Consider the following 20,063-nt stretch of genomic DNA (forward strand, 5'->3'; position numbering starts at 1 on the left):
ACAACCAGTACCTCCACATACAAGGATTTTTACCTTTTCGTTGTGAAAGCTTTCTTTATAGGTATTTCTTATATTAATTAAATCCTCTCTATTAAGAAGCATATTATTTCTCCTCCTTAAGCTTACTTAAAAGTTCTAATGACTTTTCAGGAGTCATGGCTCCATAAACCTTATCATTAACAGTTAACGCTGGTGCTAAACCACACGCTCCGAGACATGAAACCGTTTCCACAGTAAACATTAAATCATTAGTAGTAACCTTATTCTCTGAAAGGTCCAATTCACTTCTTAGTTTTTCTAATATTGGTATAGATTTTCTTACATGACATGCTGTTCCATCACATATTTTTATTACATATTTTCCTTTAGGTTCTAAAGAAAAATTTTCATAGAATGTAGCTACGCTGTAAATTTTTGCTTCACTAACACCTAATTTTTTAGAGAAATATGGAAATATTTCCTCTGGAAGATATCTATATATCTCCTGAGTGTCTTGCAATATAGCAATTATACTACTAGGGTTATATCCATGATTTTTTAATATAACATCTAGTTCTTCATAATTAAAGGATGTTTTCATTGTTTTCCCCCCTACAATGCTTGTTAAATTATTATCACTATTACATTTTATACTGAATTTTCAAATATTTCAATACAAAATAATAATTATTTTTTTAATTGATTTCTATATATTATATTAACTATATAAACTATTATTCTTGCATTTTTGTATATTTACTTTAATTTTACATTAATTTCTATATATCATTATTATAAATTCTCTATAATGCATGGGTGTTTTTGAAAAATTTATAAAATAAAGTAGATATATTCAACATCCTGTGTTAATTAAATATATCTACTTTAAAACTTTACATCTGTAACGATGTAAAGTTTATGAAAAAAGCCTTTCAGACTCTGTCAAAAATATAACTAATGCCAATAAGTCCGCTGATCCCCCAGGACTCACATTTTCATCTATACACTGCTTTTCAAAGTCATGGGCTGCTTTAATTCCTTCTTCGCTATTGAAACCCCCTAAGTTTAAAATTTCATAGGCGCGTCTTTGAACTTCACGAAGTTTTTCTATATTTTGTCTATGTACAATGGTACTATCTTCTACTTTACTAATCAGCATAAGTAATGTTTCAGAATACAAATCATTTCCTTTTAGATTAGAATTTTTATATTTGGGTATTATTTCCTGGAAAATATTTTCAAGACCTTTTTTAATTTCACCTCTAATTCCAGCAAAGCCATATTTTAAATATAAAGCCTCTCCATGAGTTAATTCTTTCTTTTTATGCAAATCTTTAAAATCATCCAATATATTTTCACACATATCCTTTAGTATAATCTGAACTTTATTAAAGGATAATTTCTCATAAAGAGCTTTACCTAGCGCAGTAGCTACTACTCCTATTAAAAATATCATGCCTTTATGGGTATTTACTCCTTTAGTAACTTTAAACATAGTATCTTCACATTTTATTCCAATAATTCTAATAGCTTTAAAAATATTTTTTGGAGTTTCATAGCTATAGCCTACTTCTACCATTTCTTTTATAAAGGGTGCTATAGCAAAACTACTATCTAAAAATGTATAGTAATCCATATCTTTATGGGACCCACTTGTAACAGGTGAAACTAATCCATAAGAAGGCATAGTTGATACCTCTGTAATCATTGATTTTAGTGCTAGTTGAGATATCCCATAAGATAATTTATCTCTTTTAGCTAAATAACAAGTATATTCTTCATACTTATCAATAAAATACTCTTTTATCATCTCTATACTATGCTTTTGACTTCTAGAACATACTCTAGCTTCTTCTTCACATAAAAAACATTTTCTAGGTTCTAGGCCTATGTCACTTCTAGATACTCCACGCAATGACGGCATCAATGGATCACTATCATCAAGATAATATATATCTATATCTACACATCTACCTAATATATGATTTTCTTCCATATATATAAGTTTCTTTTTTACTTCAATGTTATCAGTATTAAAGATGAAATGACCTATAACTCCTTCTTTATTCTTATATACTTCTTCACAAATTATATTTTTATTATGAAATAAATATATATCTTCACAAACTATCTTGGCAATTTTATCTGTAATGTAATTAGATTTTTTTATACCAGGATAGTTTACTCTTACAGTTGCAAGAGTAATTCCCCCAGATGTATTTCTCAGAAGTTGTTCTTGATGTAATACTCTCTTTTCTCTATGATTTAAAAATTCATCTATTTCTGTATAGTCCATATTAATGTAAGGATAGGCAATAATTATCCTATCACTTTTCCCCTTCCTTACTATGATAAATTTAATGTTTCTATTGCATATTAATTAATTTTCAATTTTCACCTAAGAAAATATTTGTTATTTTAATGAGGCAAATCTCTAAGTTTAAGCTTCTCTATGATATCTTTTCCTAGGCTGCTTGTTAAAAATTCATAGGTAGTTAATGGTACTAGCTCCCTCACTTCTTCTAGTTTATCTTCTTTAAGTAATTCTCTAACTCTAGACGCGCTTATAGCTTTATTTTCTATCTCACATCTCTCTATAACTTCAACTTCCACACCGTACTTAGGCAATACGTCTTCTAAAGTTTCATTATAAGTATTAGTAACATTGCAGTAAGGTTCACTTCCTACATATCTTTTAGTTATATTTAGCTCCTTACAAAAATATTTACCAAAGACATTTCCATCTATTTTAGTGTATTCTTTTAGAATGTCGTCATCTTTTCTTAAAAAATAATTTGGAAAAGTAGCTGATGATATAATATAATTTCCACCAGGTATTACAGTTACATTATTAAATTCCTTAACTCCCTCTTTTATAAGTTGAAATCTAATTTGGAATGGAAAAGAGGACTTCTCTTCTTCTACTACAAAAATTATAACATTTCTATTTTCCATAGCTGCCTTCTCAACTATATATTTATGGCCTAGTGTAAAAGGATTACAGTTCATAATTAATGCAGCATATTGTTCTTCTTCCTTTAACTCATAACTCTCCTTTATATTTTTCAACTCACTATAGATATTTTTATTTCCTGCTTCCAATAAGCTAACTTTATCTGTATCAACAATCACCTTATATCCAAGTCCTTGAAACAGAAAATTATTAGAGGGCTTAGTAAAAATAAAGTTATGGTATATGCCTTCTTCAAAGAGTTTATTAGTGATATCAGTAATAAGTATATTGGATATACCTTGCCCTTGATGATTCTCACTTACAGCAAAACATTTAACGATATTATTTTTCTTAGAACAAGTAGCTATTATTTCTCCCTTTTCCTCTATTATTAAAGTATAATCTACATCTTCATATTTAAGGGCAAATCCCTTTAAAAATTCCTCAACCCTATTTACTTCTATTTTAGAATTAAGATTTATTTTTTGAGTGTTATAATACATTTCTTCACCTCATTTAATAAATTATATCCTATCTTAATTTTATAAGTTAAAGTATCTTCTTACAAAGGATATTATTAGTAATGCAATAATTACAATAATTACTGAAAACACAGCATCAAAGCCACTTTTAAATTCATATTTCTTTTTTCCTTTAGCTATTTCTTCTGCTTCATTAAACATTCCCTCTGCATGAGCTTCTTGTAAGATTTCTTTATTTGTTTTTCTATTTTTCTTTTTACTCATATTTTTCACTCCATTATAAGTTTCTAACTATTATGATACTTACATTGTATCATAATATAAAAAGAGTGTTGACAGCAACACTCTTTTTATATTTATTTTCAAAATCTGATCTTAAAAGAATATACCAAAGGCTATACTTGCTAATATAAGCATTATTCCTCCACCAAGACGAGAAGAAATTTGCGCAAATGACATTAAATCCATACGTTTTGCTGCTGTAAGAACCGCAACGTCTCCTGATCCTCCACGGTTTGCCATACATAACCCGGCTGAAATTGCTGTTTCTATTGGATAGAATCCTACTAACCATCCTACAATTCCTGATCCAAGAATTGCTCCTGTAACTATTAAACCTGCTATAACAACGTTAGCAATATTGAATGCTGCTATAAGCTCCCCAAGATCTGTCATAGCTATACCAACTCCAACCATTACTACTAGTAAGAATTGTTTAGAGAAAAATCCTTGAAGCTTTTTAGCGCCTTCTTTTAATTCTAATGGAATTATATTAGCTACATTAGCTATAGCTACTAAAATAACCATCCACGCAAACCTATGAATATCAATTTTAACATTGATTCCCATCAACGTAAATTCTGGTATAATTAAAGTTTTTGATAAAATATTTCCAAGTACATAAAATGCACATGCAAGAATTAGTCCTGCTGCAACTTCTCTAGCTGTAACTTTAACTACTCTTGTTTCTTCTAATTTAGATATATCTTCTGCATTTCTTATTAATTCACCATGTCCATTAAATTTAGCTCCAGCTTTAGTTTCACCCAATTTATTTAATACTGACGCTGCTATTATAGCTATAATATTAGCTATTGTAAGAATTGATAGCGCAAAGGATAACCATGCTGCAGGGTCTCCTCCAGTAACACTTGAGTAAATTTCACTCATTGGAATTGCTCCAGCTCCAGTTCCACCACCCATTATTGGAAGTACATACTTAGTTGCTATTTCTGACATAGGAATACCAAACATAGCTCCACCTAAAGCTCCTAGTACAAAAGCTACAATTACTCCACCTAATATGGCTGGAATATATCCAAGGAAAGCTTTCATTAGTAATTTCCTATTAACTGATAATATTGACCCTGTTATAAGTACTGCTATAAATAAGTCTAAGAAATCTGCAGTATCCATGAATATTTTTACAGCTTCAACACTAGCTTCTGGTATTATCCCATAGTAAACTAATGCTGCAGATCCTAGGAAAGCAAGGATTGGACCTCCTCCAACATACTCTTTCCATATTGGAATTCTATCTCCAATCATAGCAAATAGGATACCTACTGAGTATAATAGTGCAAAGGCACCTACAGAGTTTTTAGGTAAAAATCCTTTAATTGCTGCAAAGAAAACTACTACTGCAACTCCTGCAAAAATGTACCACGGCATGCCGTATACTTTAAAGGGACCTTTTTTTTCTTCAATAAGATTTTCTGGCATAATTAATCCTCCTAAAAATAAATTGTATAATTTCATTACTAGGCCTTACTTTTAGTAAGTCCTAATAGAGTTAACAAGATATATATTTAAACCTTTCAAATAAGAGATTATATTTAGATTACTTTTTAAGCTTTTTAACTACGTCTATAATACTTCCATCTCTGTATTCTATTACTGCTACTACATTATCAGAGAACTCTAATTCCTTAGGAATGCCTATTAGCTTAACAGCAATTTTTCTTAATTCTTCCATAGTTATTAATGGAAGGCATGCCTTCTTAAACTTGTTGATTAAATCTTGTCTTCTTGGATTTACAGTTACACCATAATCTGTAACAACTACATCTACTGTACTACCTGGAGTAACAATAGTAGTTACTTTTTCAATTATAGTTGCAATTCTTCCTCTTGTAAGAGGTGCTACTAAAATTGATATTTCAGCATTAGCTGCTGTGTCACTATGTCCACCTGATGCTGCTCTAATAACTCCATCAGAGCCAGAAATAACATTAACATTAAAATCAGTATCTATCTCTAATGCACTTAGGACAACAAAATCTAATTTGTTAACTGCAGCTGATTTATTAAATGGATTAGCATAAAAATCTGCACTAACTTCTATATGTTTTTCATTTTTTCCAATGGACTCTGCAGCCTTTAAATCAAAGCATTGGACATCAAATAATGTATCGCAAAGCCCCTCTTCTAAAAGGTCTACCATAGGTCCTGTAATTCCACCTAGGGCATAACTTAATTTAATATCTCTTTTCTTTAATTCTTCTTTAACAAAACGAGTAACTGCTAGAGATGCTCCACCACTACCTGTTTGCATAGAAAATCCATCTACAAATCTTCCTGATGCAAGCATTACATCAAGTACTCTTTTTGCCATTAAAAGCTCTTTAGGATTTGATGTAAATCTAGTTGCTCCAGACATTATCCCCTTTGAATCACCAATTTCATCAACTACAACTACATAGTCAACTTTAGTTTGAGGAATGCTCTGTGGGAAGTTGGGATAATCAACTAAAGTATCTGTTACTACAACTACCTTATTAGCATAATCTGCATCTACCTTTGCATATCCCAAAGATCCACATATGGATTTTCCTTTTACACCATTGGCATTTCCCATGCAGTCAGCAGATGGAGCTGCTATAAATGCTACATCTATTTTTAAATCTCCTTCTACAATAGCTCTAGCTCTTCCACCATGAGAACGAATAACTGCTGGATGCTCACCTAGAATTCCTTCAGATATTGCGGCTGCAAGTTTTCCTCTAAGACCACTGCTTTCAATTCTATTTACAACACCATTTTCTATATGTGTTACAAGTCCATCATGAGCACTTGTTAAAGAACTTGATGCTACTCTTAAATTTTTAATACCCATTTCTGCTAATGTATCTACTACCATCATTAAAAGCTTATCTCCAGCTCTAAAGTGATGGTGAAAAGAAATGGTCATACCATCTTTAATTTCACATTTTTCTATAGCAACTTTTATAGATTCTACTACTTTAGTTCTCTTTACTTGCTCTTTTAAATTTTCACTATCACTTTCAACCATAGTTCCCTTTGGTTGATTAATAAACGGAGTTTCATAAATCATTCTATTCTCATATCCCGGTATGCTATTTAATAATTCTTTGCTTACTCTATTACTCATTATCTTCACCTCCAACCAAAACCCCCGCTGCTTTAGCAAGTTCTAAAACTCTTTGAGCTCTCTCTATAATTGGTTTATCTACCATTTTACCGTCTACAGTGAATACTCCCTTATTTTCACGTAAAGCTTCCGCTGTAGCGTCGACTATCTTTTTAGCTTTAACTATTTCTTTTTCACTAGGAGTATATACACTGTGTATAAGCTCCACTTGTCTTGGGTGAATTAATGACTTACCGCCAAATCCCATTCTCTTAATAAGATTAGCTTCTTTTAGGAATCCTTCATCGTTATTTACATCTGAATAAACGGTATCTAACACTTCAAGTCCACAAGCTCTACCTGCCATAGCAATCATTCCTCTTGCCACATAAAGCTCATCTCCCTCTGGAGTTCTTGTTGTCTTCATGCTAGTTACAAAATCCTCACCACTTAAAGCCATACCTATTAACCTTTTAGTTGGAGATTTTGCTATTTCAAAGGCATGCATAACTCCTAAAGCCGATTCAATGGCTACCATTATCTTTGTAGAACCAATTTCTCTTCCACAAGCCTTCTCTATTTTTTCTATTTCTCTATCTACAGTCATAACATCTTCTACAGTTTCAGTTTTAGGAATTCTTACAACTTCAACCCCACCTGTAACTATTGCTGCTAAATCTTCTTGCCAAAAATCCGTATCTAAACCATTGATACGAACCACTGTTTCTATACCTAGTTCTTTATAGTAATCTCCTAGATTTTTTAACATATTGTGAACTAAAAATCTTGCAGAATCCTTTTCTGATATAGCAATTGCATCTTCTAAGTCAAACATTACTGAATCAGGTTTGTATATGTGTACATCTCTTATAATTCCTGGATTATTTCCAGGAACAAATAGCATCGAACGTCTTAGTTTCATCTTAATCTCCCCTTACATCCATTTATATTCCTTCTTTTCAGCTGATCTATGAACTGCAGTCTGAACTCTACTTTTTATTACAGGGTTGATTGCACCTTTATCATTAGCAAACACCTTTACATTTTCTACCTCTAAGGATTTAAGAGTTTCTTTGATAACTGCTTCTATTTCCTCTCCAAATTGTGCTTTAACAGTACTTTCTAGAGTAATTTCTATTCCAGCAGTTGAGGGTTCAATTATAATTTGAATATCACTGGATTCCAATGTGCCAGCACTAGCTACTGTTTTAAGTTCCATATTTACGCCTCCTGATTAAAAATATTCAATAACTTTGTATCCCTTTTCATACTTCAAATACTTTTTGTATACATCTTGTTTATAGTGTATACAATTTATTTATAAAAATCAATAGAAAATTGAATATTTTTTAAAAATTTTCGTAATTTTAAACTTGCTATAAAGCATAAAAAGAATTGTTAATACAATTTTAGTATTAACAATTCTTTTTGTTTTATAGGTAATCGTTTATAAACTACTATTTAACCACTGCATTTTGAAAAGATTTCTTAGCACGTGTAACATGAGCTCTTGCTCTTTCTTCAGCAAGTTGCTCATCTCCAACTTCTATAGCATCTATAATTTCTATATGCTCTTTAAGTGCATCTAATTTCCTTTCTTTTGTCATTAAACTAATCTTTCTTAGGCTCTGTAAGTATTCATATATGTATTCCATTTGTGATATTAGCCTTTTATTATGACAAGCATCTAAAATTATTTTATTAAATCTATTGTGAACTTCTACATATTCCTTTTCTTCATTAGTATCAATAAGTTTTTTCATATTTTCTATGATTTCTCTCAATTCTCTTATTTCAATTCGAGAGATATGCATACATGCTCTCCTTACTGCAAGGCCCTCTAAAACTTCACGAATATCATATATCTCTATAGCATCCTCAATACAAATCCCCTTGACTATAGTTCCTTTTCTAGGGATATTCACAGCTAAGCCTTCACTTTCTAACTGCCTTAATGCCTCTCTAACCGGGGTTCTACTTACCCCCATAGCTGTAGCAATATTATTTTCTACCAATCTATCTCCTGGGTTTATATCTCCTGTAAAAATAGCTGTTCGAAGCTCTTTAAGAACTATTTCTCTTATAGATTTTTCTTTTCCCTCATCTAAATTCTTTAAAATACTACTCATAAATATCTACATCCTTAATAAAATAATTTGTGACTATACTACATATACTTTATTTTAATTATAAATTTTCATTACAAATAAAGTCATTCCAATTAATATTTTAACTATACAAAAATATTAATTATATACATAAATATTACATACCTTTAACTCTTTGTCAAATTAGGTCAAGTATAATACTTATGCATATAAATTAATTATCATTTTTAAAGGATTAGATTTTTAATTTGAAGCATCCGTTTGCTTTGGTTGATTATATTTATTAATCTGTCTTTGATTTAAAAGGTGAGATAATTCTTCTTCAGATATATCTCCAAAACTCTTAAATTCATAGTCATTATCCTTAAAATATTTTATTATATAAGGAAGCGCCTTAGGTGTAGTAGAATTTGAGGCACCATCATGCATGAGTACTATAGCAGTATTTGGATCTATAAAAGTTTTTTTAAGCTCCTTTTTAAAGGTAGATAAAAGTTTTTCTACAGGTACATTTGTAGAAAGAGCATCCTCAATAGATATATTCCAATCCACATAGTACAATCCCTCATCACATAATTCATTTCTAATAGCTCTAACAGTTCCCTTATCTCCAATGGTAGTGCTAGACCCTCCAGGCATTCTCATGAATTTTGAAGGTTCATGACCAAGAACCTCTGTGATAGCTCTATTAGCTTTATTATAATCTTCCAAATATTCTTCCTTACTTGAATAGATGCAGTTCTTATGATTATAAGTATGTATACATATTTCATGCCCTTGTTCTTCAACTTGCTTTAGTATATCAGAATTTTCTTTAGCTAGTTCTCCTATAACAAAAAATGTAGCTTTTACATTTTCTTCTTCTAAAATCTTTAGTATTTTTAAAGTATTATTGGTAGGTCCATCATCAAAAGTTAGATATACTATTTTTTTTAAATATTCCTTGTCAGTAGATTCCCTATCGTCTTCAGCTAAAACTAAATTAAAAGTACAAAATATACATATAAGTATAAGCACAACCACAGAAGAATATTTTAATTTCTTCATTACTAATCCTCCTTATATAAATAGTTAATTATCTTAATATATATTGTGCTCTTATTTATAAAGGTATACTATTATCTTAAAGGTTAAATTAACAAAAAGAGGTTGTCTCAGATTTATTATGAAACAACCTTTGTTAAAAATAATTTTTATCTATTTTATACAATTAGCTTTAGTAATAGTTTTTATATTCTCACACATTTCTTTTAAGTATTCGTAATTAGCTATATCATAGTCAATCTCTTTTGGATTTAAAGAACTTCCAAAGTAAACTTCTGGATTGCATTGGGTTGAATGATCTTTTCTTCTAGTAAAAGAGGCTACATGAAGCTGATTAAACTTCAAAGTTTCGATCATCCATTTTACATTATGAGGTCTTACCCCCCCTGGAAGTATTTCAATTTTTCCCTTACTATACTTTATCAACTCTTTTAAAAGTTCTGCTCCATCTTCTACTGTGTTTTTTTGTCCCTTAGTAAGAATTCTTTTTACACCTAAATCAACTAAGGTATCCAATACTTTAAAGGGGTCTTTAACTACATCAAAGGCACGGTGGAATACAGCTTCTCTATCTCCTATAATATCCATAAATCTTTTGCATAATTCTACATCAAGAGTACCGTCTTCCCGTAATGCTCCAAATACTATACCATCAGCACCAGCTTTAATTGCTGCTTTCATATCTTGTTCCATGGTTTNNACCCAGCTCCTCTCGGTCTTATCATTACCATAATAGGAATATCTACTAATTTTTTAGCTTCTTCAATAGTGCCTATTGATGGGGTTATCCCCCCCAAAAACATATTTGAATTTAACTCTACCCTATGGGCTCCAGCTTTTTTAGCTATTATAACATCTTCTAGTGAACCACAACATATCTCTACTAAAACATTTTCTTCCATTATTAACTACCTCCATCTCAACCTTTTAACATGTAATATACTTCCTACAAATAATTACAGATTAATATATAACTATCTAAGTAAACTTAATATTAAAAATAGGTTGATCTGCTATAGCTTAAATCTTACAATACTTTCTCCTACTTCTTTATTATTGTCATTAACAATAACCCTTGGAAATACCCTTTTTAGTCTATCTATAGTATCTTTATTTTTATAATTAATCTGCTCTAATATAGAGGCTACAATTAGTGGCCATTCCTCTTCTGACCCATCTATTATCTTAATTGAAAATCCTAGTCTTTCATCTCTAAGTCCAAAACAATATACTCCTTTTGCTCCACCCTTTGCCACTATATTATTATCCATTAAAAGTAATGAGCATATTAAATCAGTGCCGGAAACCATCTCATAATTTTCATTCATTAATTTAGTAAGCTTTATTACTGCATCTCGTGTTAACCCATCCACAATAGTGTCAGGACATGCCATCTTCATATAAGGCATGGCTAAATTTTTCATAGGCATTGCAAATACAGGAACTCCACATCCATCTGTACCAATTTTTATATATTCTCTTGGATATTCAGATATCATTGAAATATGAGAAAGAATTTCCTGTTGTGCTGGGCTATTAATATTCCAATATTCCCTTTTATCACAGTTCATATCAGTGCATAAAGTTAAAATCCCCATATGTTTTCCTGAACAGTTGTGATAAATTCGTCTCTTTTCTCCACCATTTTTTAGTATTTCTTCTTTAGCATTCATTGATAATGGATATGTAGGTAAACATATAAGTTCTTCTTCAGCTATCTGGACTTTATCCATTATAGATTCTAATGCCGTAACATGAAATGATTCTGCCCTATGAGAGCCAGTCATAACTGTAATTTCTTTATCACTAAGATTATACTTTATATCAATACCTCTCTTTATTAATGGAATAGCTTGTATTGGTTTTGCTGATGATCTCATATAAGTTACAAATTCAGGATCACCTATAGAGTAAATAACCTGTCCATCTTCATTTACACAACATATATATCCTCTATGTACACATTCTAAAAGTTCTCCCCTATATTCTTCAACTAAAATCTCATCCATAATAACATTCATCCTTTCGCTGCGCTCAATGCACAAATTTTTATGAAAGTGATTAACTTCTAAAACACTATCAATAATATAGACAAGTATAAAACAATAATATATATTAAATACACATAGGATAATTATTTATCCCATGTGTATATTTTAACATTAATTCTGATTTCATCCCATAGATTCCTTTAATTTGCCTCTTTCAATTCCCTACAATCCTTATGATGAATTATATTTTTCTCCCAGTCTCCTTTGCGATACATTATATATCCAAAAATACATATTATTAGATTACTAAAACTCATAGAAAACCATATGCCTACAGAACCTATATTTGTAAAATTTTTAAATAGTAATATCATAGGGAGTCTCACAAACCAAAGTCTCCCCACTTCCATCTCCATAGAATATCTAGTATGACCCGATCCCTGAAATACCCCTTGCAATACACTAAATATACCCATAAGTGGCATAGACCATGCTATATATTGCAAATATGTTATCCCCTCTGAAATTACCATCATATCATCCTTAGACTGCATAAAGAAACCTATAATTTGTTTATCAAAAGCTAATAAGACAATTAACCCTAAGACAGAAAAACCTATGGTAAGCTTTATAGCTTTTACAAAGGCTTCCTTGGCTCTTTTAAGTTGGTTACACCCTAGATTTTGACCTATAATAGACGTAAGAGCTGCTCCAATTCCCATGGCTGGTTGAATTACAAGAGATGTAATTCTATTTANNAGCAAAAGCTGCTAGTGTAGCTGTGCCATAGGATACTATAAAACCATTTAAAGCCATAAATCCTAAGGCTGAACCAGATTGTCCAATAGATGATGGAAGGGCAACTGATATGATCTTCTTAATTATTTCTCTATCAAATCTAAAATTCTTAAAAGAAGGTCTTACCTTAGATGATTTTCTCATTAAGACATAAATTCCAGCTATTGACAAAACAACCTTTGACAATAGAGTTGCTATAGCTGCTCCTGCGATTCCCATATTAAATGTAAATATAAATATTGGATCTAAAATCATATTAAGAACTGCACTAATTGCACTAAGGACAGTTGGAAATACTGTATTTCCCTGTGCATTCATTATGGAGTTAAAGTTAAAAAACAAAAACATAAAAGGCATATCTAAAAAAGTAATTCTTAGATATATTATACTATTTCTTGCTAATTCACCTGTCCCCCCCATTAATCTTACAACAAAGGGAGATATTATATATCCTACTATAGCAAATAGTATTGAAGATAAAAAAGATACTACCAAAAGCTGATTTGCATACTTATTAGCCTCTTCATATTTATCAGCTCCTATAAACTGAGAAATGATAGATGTACCTGCTATGGATAAACCCATTCCGATAGATATAAATAAAAAATTAACTGGCCAAACAAATCCTGTAGCTGCAAATTCTACTGATCCAATTTTACTTACCCATAGTCCATCGACTAAATTATATAGTGTTTGTATTAAATTATTTATCATAATAGGAATTGCTAAGACACCTATTACTTTGTATAAGTTATCATTTAAAATAAAACTTCTTTTATTCTTAACCATGTTCCCTCCTAAATCACATTTAAATTTCTTATTACTACAATATATATTATATACGATAGATACTATAAATTTCTATAAAAAATTTAGGATGTCGAAATATTTTTTTTTCTAAATAAAACAGTGTATATTTTATGATTTTAAATTCATCATCATATACACTGTTCATTTATTTTTATTTATATTACTTTACATATTATAAAATAAATTTTGTGAAGGATACTCAGCATCACAAGTAACATCTATTCCCAGTTTTCTAAATATTTGCTCATCACCAGTACTTAGAATAGTAGTAGAGTGAGCTTGACACCCTTTAAGCTTTATAAGCTTTTCTAAAGCAACTTGAGCCATAGGATTAGTAGCAGCACAAATGCTAAGGGCAATCAGTATTTCTTCTGAATTTAAAGATGTATTATTACTTCCTAAAGCATTGGTTTTCAAACTTTTTATAGGTTCTAATACCACTGGTGAAATTAAATGAATCTCATCAGATATGTTAGCTAGGTACTTTACTGCATTTAAAATAGCAGCTGAAGATGCATCCATTAGCTCTGAACTTCTACCTGTTAAAACAGTACCATCTTCAAGTTCTAAGGATACTACAGGACAGGCATCATTTTTGTTTGCTTCTAATTTAAGCTTACTAGAATATTCTCTAGCAGGAATAACTACTTTTCTATCCTCTGGTTTAAGATTTAAACTTTCCATAATTATTTTAATTCTTTGGAAAACCTCTGCATCTACATATCCTTTTTTATATTCAACACTAGTTTTAAAGTATCTTCTAATTATCTCCTGTATAGAAGCTTCCTTAACAACTTCATCATCAGTAATTCCAAATCCTACTCTATTAACTCCCATATCTGTTGGTGATTTATATATAGACTCTTTTCCAGTTATCTTCTCAATAATCCTCTTTATAACTGGGAACATCTCAATGTCTCTATTATAGTTTACTGCAACCTCATTGTATGCATCAAAGTGAAAAGAGTCTATCATATTTACATCTTTAAGATCAACAGTAGCTGCTTCATAGGCAATATTTAAAGGATGTTTCAAAGGCACATTCCATACAGGGAAAGTTTCGAATTTAGAATATCCAACAGCATTTCCTCTTTTATTCTCATGGTATAATTGATTTAAACAAGTAGCTAATTTTCCGCTTCCTGGTCCTGGTGCTGTTACTACGACTATAGGCTTAGTAGTTTCTATATATGGATTCCTTCCATAGCCCTCATCACTTACGATAGTATCAACCTCTGTAGGATAACCTTTAATAGCTTCATGCTTATAAACTTTAATACCTCTACGTTCTAATTTATTTATAAAAATATTAGTAGCTGGTTGACCACTATATCGAGTTATAACCACACTATTTACCTGTAAATCATATCCTCTAAGATCATCAATTAATCTTAGTACATCCATGTCATATGTAATTCCAAAATCGCCTCTTATCTTATTTCTTTCAATATCACCGGCATATACACAGATAATTATTTCTGCCTTTTCTTTAAGCTTATGAAGTAACTTTATTTTTGCATTTTCATCAAAGCCTGGCAAAACTCTTTTAGCATGCATATCAAATAAAAGTTTTCCCCCAAACTCTAGATAAAGTTTATCATAATTATTAACTCTCTCTAAAATATATTTTGATTGTTCTTCCAGATATTTTTCGTGATCAAATCCAATTTTCATCTTTACACCTCATCCTAATAATAAAACATACATATTATTATTACATATTTTCATCATTAGTAAAACCTAAATTAAAAAATTTTAATTTTTTTGTTAATTCTAAATTTGATCTTTATAATTTATTTCTGGATTTTATGCTTTTAAAATTTCTGCTTTTAACTCCTCCATTAATTCCTTTACTGTAACTTTACTTTTTATTCTATGGGCATTGTCTCCACAAAATACTAAAGCTTCATCCATATTTCCCTTAACACCATTTATTAGTGCTTCACTAATGCAATAAGGAGTTTCTTTTGGATTACAGTGAGATATACATCTATAGCATTTTTGCACCTTCAATTTTCCTTTAAAAGTATCCTCTACAAAGGGATTACATATGGCTCTTCCTGGTAACCCTACAGGACTATCTACTATAACTATATCCTCTTCTTTTGAATCAACATAAGCCTTCTTAAAATTTTCTGATGCATCACATTCTACTGTTGCTACAAATCTAGTTGCCATTTGAACTCCATCTGCACCTAGTTTTAAGTATTTAGCTATGTCTTTTCCATCATATATACCTCCAGCCACTACTACTGGAATTTCCTTATTATACTTTTCTCCATAAATTTTAGTTTCATTAATTATATCTACTACTTCTTTATCGAAGGCTTCTTCAGTCATATTTATATTTTCCTTTTTAAATCCTAAATGTCCTCCTGCTCTTGGTCCTTCAACTATAACCATGTCAGGGGCTACTTTATCATGTCTATCCCAAAGCTTCATAATAACTTTGGCTGACTTTAAAGAAGATACTATTGGTGCAATCTTTACTGAAAAACCTTTGATTAATTTTGGTAATTCTATTGGTATTCCAGCTCCTGAAATAATAATATCCGCACCACCTTCTATGGCTGCCTTAACATGCTCTTTATAATTATTCATAGCAACCATTATATTAACTCCTATAACTCCTCCTTCAGTAGCTTTTTTTGCTAATAAAATTTGATTTTTTAAAGCTCTAATGTTAGCCGCCAAATTATTACTTTCAAAGTCTTCTTCATCATATCCTACTTGCGCTGCAGATATAACTCCGATTCCTCCTTCATTAGTTACTGCTGATGCAAGTTTTGATCTAGAAACTCCTATCCCCATTCCACCTTGAATTATAGGCATAGGTACATATATATTTCCTATCTTAAGACCTTTTATATTCATAAAAACACTACCTTTCAAATTAAGATATTTTACTTTGAATTTCAAATACTTTGATAATCAAAGTTTATTTTTATTATAAGCCATTTTAATAATTGATGCAATAAGTATCCTTACTGAATATATATAATTAACTCATTCTTCATAAAAAATCTGATCTTATATTCATAAAGGAATACAAAAATAAAAGAACTATAACATAAAATCATATGTATAGTTCTTCTCCCTTATATACCTTACTTTATTTGTATTCAATTTTTCCTTTTAAAATACTAAATATCTTTTTAGAAGTCTCATCAATAAACTTATCCATTTCCTCTTCATTAAGATATATAAAATTTTCCTTAGTCTCTTCATTATCTCCTAAATAATATTCTGTTATATACTTAACTTGCTTCATTAAAGCCCCTTTAGGAAAATAGTCTATATAATCTGGTACCTGTTCTATATTTTTGAATATAGTATGAAAAATAAAGTTAGAATTTTTTTCTAAGTATAAAAAATCTAATCCATACCAATCTTTTTTTATGGTCCAAATAAAACTTGCATCTTCTTTTAATTTTTTATTATATAAAGCGTTTTTCTTTTTTTCATTAAAAAACTTAGACCATTCAATATCTGTAAGCAAGTGTATATAATATCCAAGGACATAAGCATATTTTGAATATTCCATGAAATTATTTTTTATATACTTATGAAAAAATCTCTCCGCATCTATATTATTTTCTTCATTAATCCAATGTGTAATTGTTTTTGGTGGATTGAAGCTACTCCAATCTTCATTAGGAACTCCAGAATCTGGACCAACATTTCCAAGTATAAATGCTGTAGAATCTAAATCATCCATGTTTTTCAATATATTTTCTGCAATTCTAAGATGAGCTATCCAAGTTGCCATTAAACCCCTCCTTCTTGTACTATTCTATGACCTCTTGTTCATTAACAATAGTTCTTTTAGACTTTTTGGCTATAGCCATCATAAGGCCTAAAGCTATTGATAAGAAAGCCGAAGCAACTACTCTATACTGTGGTGGCATTAAAAATACAATGGTATGACATGGAATCCAGAAAAATGGAATTGTTTTTAACATACTAAACCCTATGAGCATATTAAAATCAACTTCTTTAACCAAATCATTTATAGTTACCTTTTTAATCCCTCTATATTTAACATCAATATATAAATCACTAAATTTATGAAATAAAAACATAAAGGGTGCAAAAGTAACATTCATCATAGTACTTGTTAAAAATGCATGTCCAAACTTTGAGCCACGGAAAGGTAATCTTCCTATATCTTGTGCAGCTAACACTCCTTCTGAATATAGTGTAAAGGCTAAAGTTATCATCATTCCAATTATTCCCCATATAATTGCTTTAAAAATTAGTCCTTTAGTCTTTTGCCACTGTCCATGTAAAATTCTAGCTCCTAACATGTCTCCCATGGTAGCTAAAACAAAGAATTTAAAAAAGCCACTTATATATGGATATGCTTGTGTCATAGCCATAAATACTTCTCTAGTTGTTGGAACTACTAAAACTGCAGCCCATAAAAATAATAAACCTCCCCATAAGTAATCCCCTAATTTCATTTGATTATTCTCCCCTTTTCTACTGTATCTTTTTAAATTTGCTATTTAATAAATATTATAACGTTTTCAATTCCATTTATCTATAATAAATTTTCATTTTTCAGAAACTTTTCATAAGTTGAAAATCTAGCTTAATTATGTTACCATATTATTACATTTATATCCATATTTTATATATTGCCCATTGAAGTATATCTAATTCTTTAATATAAAAATAAAATCTATAGGAGGACTATATGAATAATTCAATAAAGGATATATATCTTAAATACATTAGAATAAGTAAATTAAATAAATATATAAAATTGGAGTCAAAAGAAGATTTTAGAAATCTATGGGCAAAAATGAAATGGATTAGTTCTCAATGTAAACCTATTGTTCCTTTTTTTATTTCTACAATAATAATCAATTCTGCTTTATCTTTAATTGGAGTTTATAATGCTATAATATCAAAATCTCTTATAGATGCTGCTATTAGTGGTAAAACTTCAACGGTTATTCAATGGCTCATTGTAATGGCCACTATAATGTTTGGAAAAATGCTCATATCTCCTATTACCTCATTTATGAGTACTAGGGCATCTACTAAACTCAATCAAGGTATGCAANNAGTAAGCTTTATAAGCATCTTACCTATAGTGAATGGATTGAACAATCAAAATTTCACAGTGTTAGCCTGATTACTAGAATCACATCGGATGTAGGAACAATATCTTCAACAATATTAGGTACTATTCCTAGCATTATATCTTTGCTAGTAACCTTCATAGCTTCCTTTTCTACTCTAATTTATTTTGCTCCATCCGTAGCAATTGTAGCAGTAATAGTAGGTCCTATATTGCTTTTAATTAGTAGATCTTTTGGTAGAAAACTAAAAAAACTATATAAAGAAATACAAGAAGAAGATATAAAATATCGCTCTTTCATTCAAGAATCTATTCAAAACTTAATGATAGTTAAAACCTTTTGTATGGAGAAACTTAATGTAGATAAACTTCATCTAATACAAAAAAACAAATATGAGTTAGCTATGAAAAATACTAAACTTAGTGTTCTCTCAGGAATGTCCATGGGATTTTGTTCTACCATTGCTTATTTCTCTATATTTTGCTGGGGTGCTTTAAACATTTCAAAAGGATTAGGAACCTATGGAACTTTTACCGCTATGATACAACTCTACAGTAATATTCAAGGTCCTATTTCTGGACTTGCTAACACTTTCCCGGCCCTTATAGGGTGTATCTCAGCTACTGAAAGACTTATGGAAATTGAAGAAATCGCTCTTGAAGATGTCAATATCCCAAGCATTCCTGAATCATTTAAGTCTCCCTATATTAAATTTAAAAATGTATCCTTTAGTTATAAGGAAGGAAACCCTGTAATAAATAATGTAACCTTTAACATAGCTCCTGGAGAAATTGTAGCCTTAATCGGTCCCTCTGGAGAAGGTAAAACAACCCTAATAAGACTTTTACTATCCCTTATTCACTGTGATGAAGGAGAAATTATCCTAGGAAGCTATAACACAAGAAACAGTGATGAAATAGTTTTAAATAGGAATCATAGGGAACTTATCTCTTATGTGCCTCAAGGAAACACTCTCTTTTCTGGAACCATAGAGGATAACCTTCGCTACGGTAAAGATGATGCTAATACAGATGACATTGAAGAAGCCACAAAAGCAGCCTGTGCCTTGAAGTTTATAAGTAAATTAGAAGATAACTTTCATACCCTAATAGGTGAAAAAGGTAGTGGAGTTTCAGAAGGGCAAGCTCAAAGGCTAGCCATAGCAAGAGCTCTCCTAAGAAAAAGACCAATTTTAGTCCTAGATGAGGTAACTTCATCTTTAGATATTGATACAGAACTCAATGTCCTTAAATCAATAAAAGAACTAGACCATAAACCAACCTGTATTATAATAACCCATACACCTTCTGCATTATCTATCTGTGATAGAATTTTAAAACTCGAAAAAGGAACTCTGAAAGAGATTGAGAATAAAGTTATACTAGAAACAGCAGTAAATTAATAAATAAGCCATCTATGAAATCTTTTTTAGGATTTC

At 30.4% G+C, this 20,063-nt stretch carries 20 protein-coding genes; 1 reads left to right on the forward strand and 19 read right to left on the reverse strand.

Annotated elements, in window-relative coordinates; genetic code table 11:
• Nucleotides 1-103 precede the first annotated feature (103 nt).
• The 19 genes from B2671_RS00480 to B2671_RS00570 form a co-directional block, all read right to left on the reverse strand.
• Complete coding sequence (locus tag B2671_RS00480) at nucleotides 104-580, reverse strand: NAD(P)H-dependent oxidoreductase subunit E (RefSeq protein ID WP_346868637.1); 477 nt, start codon at nucleotides 578-580, stop codon at nucleotides 104-106.
• Nucleotides 581-895: 315 nt separating this feature from the next.
• Nucleotides 896-2,275: a triphosphoribosyl-dephospho-CoA synthase CitG gene (gene citG, locus B2671_RS00485; RefSeq protein WP_346868638.1), complete on the reverse strand. Its 1,380-nt coding sequence runs from the start codon at nucleotides 2,273-2,275 to the stop codon at nucleotides 896-898.
• 122 nt (nucleotides 2,276-2,397) lie between these two features.
• Complete coding sequence (citC, locus tag B2671_RS00490) at nucleotides 2,398-3,435, reverse strand: [citrate (pro-3S)-lyase] ligase (protein WP_346868639.1); 1,038 nt, start codon at nucleotides 3,433-3,435, stop codon at nucleotides 2,398-2,400.
• Between the two features lie 39 nt (nucleotides 3,436-3,474).
• Nucleotides 3,475-3,678 (reverse strand): hypothetical protein, encoded by a 204-nt coding sequence (locus B2671_RS00495; protein WP_346868640.1) that lies wholly within the window; start codon nucleotides 3,676-3,678, stop codon nucleotides 3,475-3,477.
• A gap of 111 nt (nucleotides 3,679-3,789) precedes the next feature.
• A complete protein-coding gene (gene citS / locus B2671_RS00500; RefSeq protein ID WP_346868641.1) occupies nucleotides 3,790-5,136 on the reverse strand; it encodes a citrate/sodium symporter CitS in 1,347 nt (448 codons plus the stop codon).
• A gap of 118 nt (nucleotides 5,137-5,254) precedes the next feature.
• The gene (citF, locus tag B2671_RS00505; RefSeq protein WP_346868642.1) at nucleotides 5,255-6,805 is read right to left on the reverse strand and encodes a citrate lyase subunit alpha; all 1,551 of its coding nucleotides are present in this window, start codon (nucleotides 6,803-6,805) and stop codon (nucleotides 5,255-5,257) included.
• Complete coding sequence (locus B2671_RS00510; protein WP_346868643.1) at nucleotides 6,798-7,706, reverse strand: aldolase/citrate lyase family protein; 909 nt, start codon at nucleotides 7,704-7,706, stop codon at nucleotides 6,798-6,800. The genes citF and B2671_RS00510 overlap by 8 nt, the downstream gene beginning before the upstream one ends.
• A 12-nt stretch (nucleotides 7,707-7,718) precedes the next feature.
• Nucleotides 7,719-8,003, reverse strand: a complete 285-nt coding sequence (gene citD, locus B2671_RS00515; protein ID WP_346868644.1) for a citrate lyase acyl carrier protein — start codon at nucleotides 8,001-8,003, stop codon at nucleotides 7,719-7,721.
• 238 nt (nucleotides 8,004-8,241) lie between these two features.
• Nucleotides 8,242-8,913 (reverse strand): GntR family transcriptional regulator, encoded by a 672-nt coding sequence (locus tag B2671_RS00520; RefSeq protein WP_346868645.1) that lies wholly within the window; start codon nucleotides 8,911-8,913, stop codon nucleotides 8,242-8,244.
• Nucleotides 8,914-9,135: 222 nt separating this feature from the next.
• Complete coding sequence (locus B2671_RS00525) at nucleotides 9,136-9,939, reverse strand: polysaccharide deacetylase family protein (protein WP_346868646.1); 804 nt, start codon at nucleotides 9,937-9,939, stop codon at nucleotides 9,136-9,138.
• A 150-nt stretch (nucleotides 9,940-10,089) separates the two neighbouring features.
• Complete coding sequence (locus B2671_RS00530) at nucleotides 10,090-10,629, reverse strand: copper homeostasis protein CutC (protein WP_346868647.1); 540 nt, start codon at nucleotides 10,627-10,629, stop codon at nucleotides 10,090-10,092.
• Nucleotides 10,614-10,838 (reverse strand): copper homeostasis protein CutC, encoded by a 225-nt coding sequence (locus tag B2671_RS00535; protein WP_346868648.1) that lies wholly within the window; start codon nucleotides 10,836-10,838, stop codon nucleotides 10,614-10,616. The genes B2671_RS00530 and B2671_RS00535 overlap by 16 nt, the downstream gene beginning before the upstream one ends.
• A 111-nt stretch (nucleotides 10,839-10,949) precedes the next feature.
• Complete coding sequence (locus tag B2671_RS00540) at nucleotides 10,950-11,945, reverse strand: asparaginase (protein WP_346868649.1); 996 nt, start codon at nucleotides 11,943-11,945, stop codon at nucleotides 10,950-10,952.
• A 182-nt stretch (nucleotides 11,946-12,127) separates the two neighbouring features.
• Complete coding sequence (locus tag B2671_RS00545; RefSeq protein WP_422653209.1) at nucleotides 12,128-12,649, reverse strand: MATE family efflux transporter; 522 nt, start codon at nucleotides 12,647-12,649, stop codon at nucleotides 12,128-12,130.
• Nucleotides 12,650-12,677: 28 nt separating this feature from the next.
• Nucleotides 12,678-13,514 (reverse strand): MATE family efflux transporter, encoded by an 837-nt coding sequence (locus B2671_RS00550; protein ID WP_346868651.1) that lies wholly within the window; start codon nucleotides 13,512-13,514, stop codon nucleotides 12,678-12,680.
• 186 nt (nucleotides 13,515-13,700) lie between these two features.
• Nucleotides 13,701-15,209, reverse strand: coding sequence for a DUF1846 domain-containing protein (locus B2671_RS00555; RefSeq protein WP_346868652.1), 1,509 nt, complete (start codon nucleotides 15,207-15,209; stop codon nucleotides 13,701-13,703).
• A 132-nt stretch (nucleotides 15,210-15,341) separates the two neighbouring features.
• Nucleotides 15,342-16,409: a nitronate monooxygenase gene (locus B2671_RS00560; protein WP_346868653.1), complete on the reverse strand. Its 1,068-nt coding sequence runs from the start codon at nucleotides 16,407-16,409 to the stop codon at nucleotides 15,342-15,344.
• 238 nt (nucleotides 16,410-16,647) lie between these two features.
• Entirely contained in the window at nucleotides 16,648-17,304 is a 657-nt protein-coding gene (locus B2671_RS00565; RefSeq protein ID WP_346868654.1) for a zinc dependent phospholipase C family protein, read from the reverse strand.
• Nucleotides 17,305-17,323: 19 nt separating this feature from the next.
• Nucleotides 17,324-17,998, reverse strand: a complete 675-nt coding sequence (locus tag B2671_RS00570; RefSeq protein WP_346868655.1) for a hypothetical protein — start codon at nucleotides 17,996-17,998, stop codon at nucleotides 17,324-17,326.
• Nucleotides 17,999-18,644: 646 nt separating this feature from the next.
• Between B2671_RS00570 and B2671_RS00575 the strand changes: the two genes are divergently transcribed.
• Complete coding sequence (locus tag B2671_RS00575) at nucleotides 18,645-20,027, forward strand: ABC transporter ATP-binding protein (RefSeq protein WP_346868682.1); 1,383 nt, start codon at nucleotides 18,645-18,647, stop codon at nucleotides 20,025-20,027.
• Nucleotides 20,028-20,063: the final 36 nt, after the last annotated feature.

Origin of the sequence: Clostridium sp. UBA5119, assembly GCF_002414285.1 — a bacterium.
Lineage (GTDB): Bacteria > Bacillota > Clostridia > Clostridiales > Clostridiaceae > Clostridium_J > Clostridium_J sulfidigenes.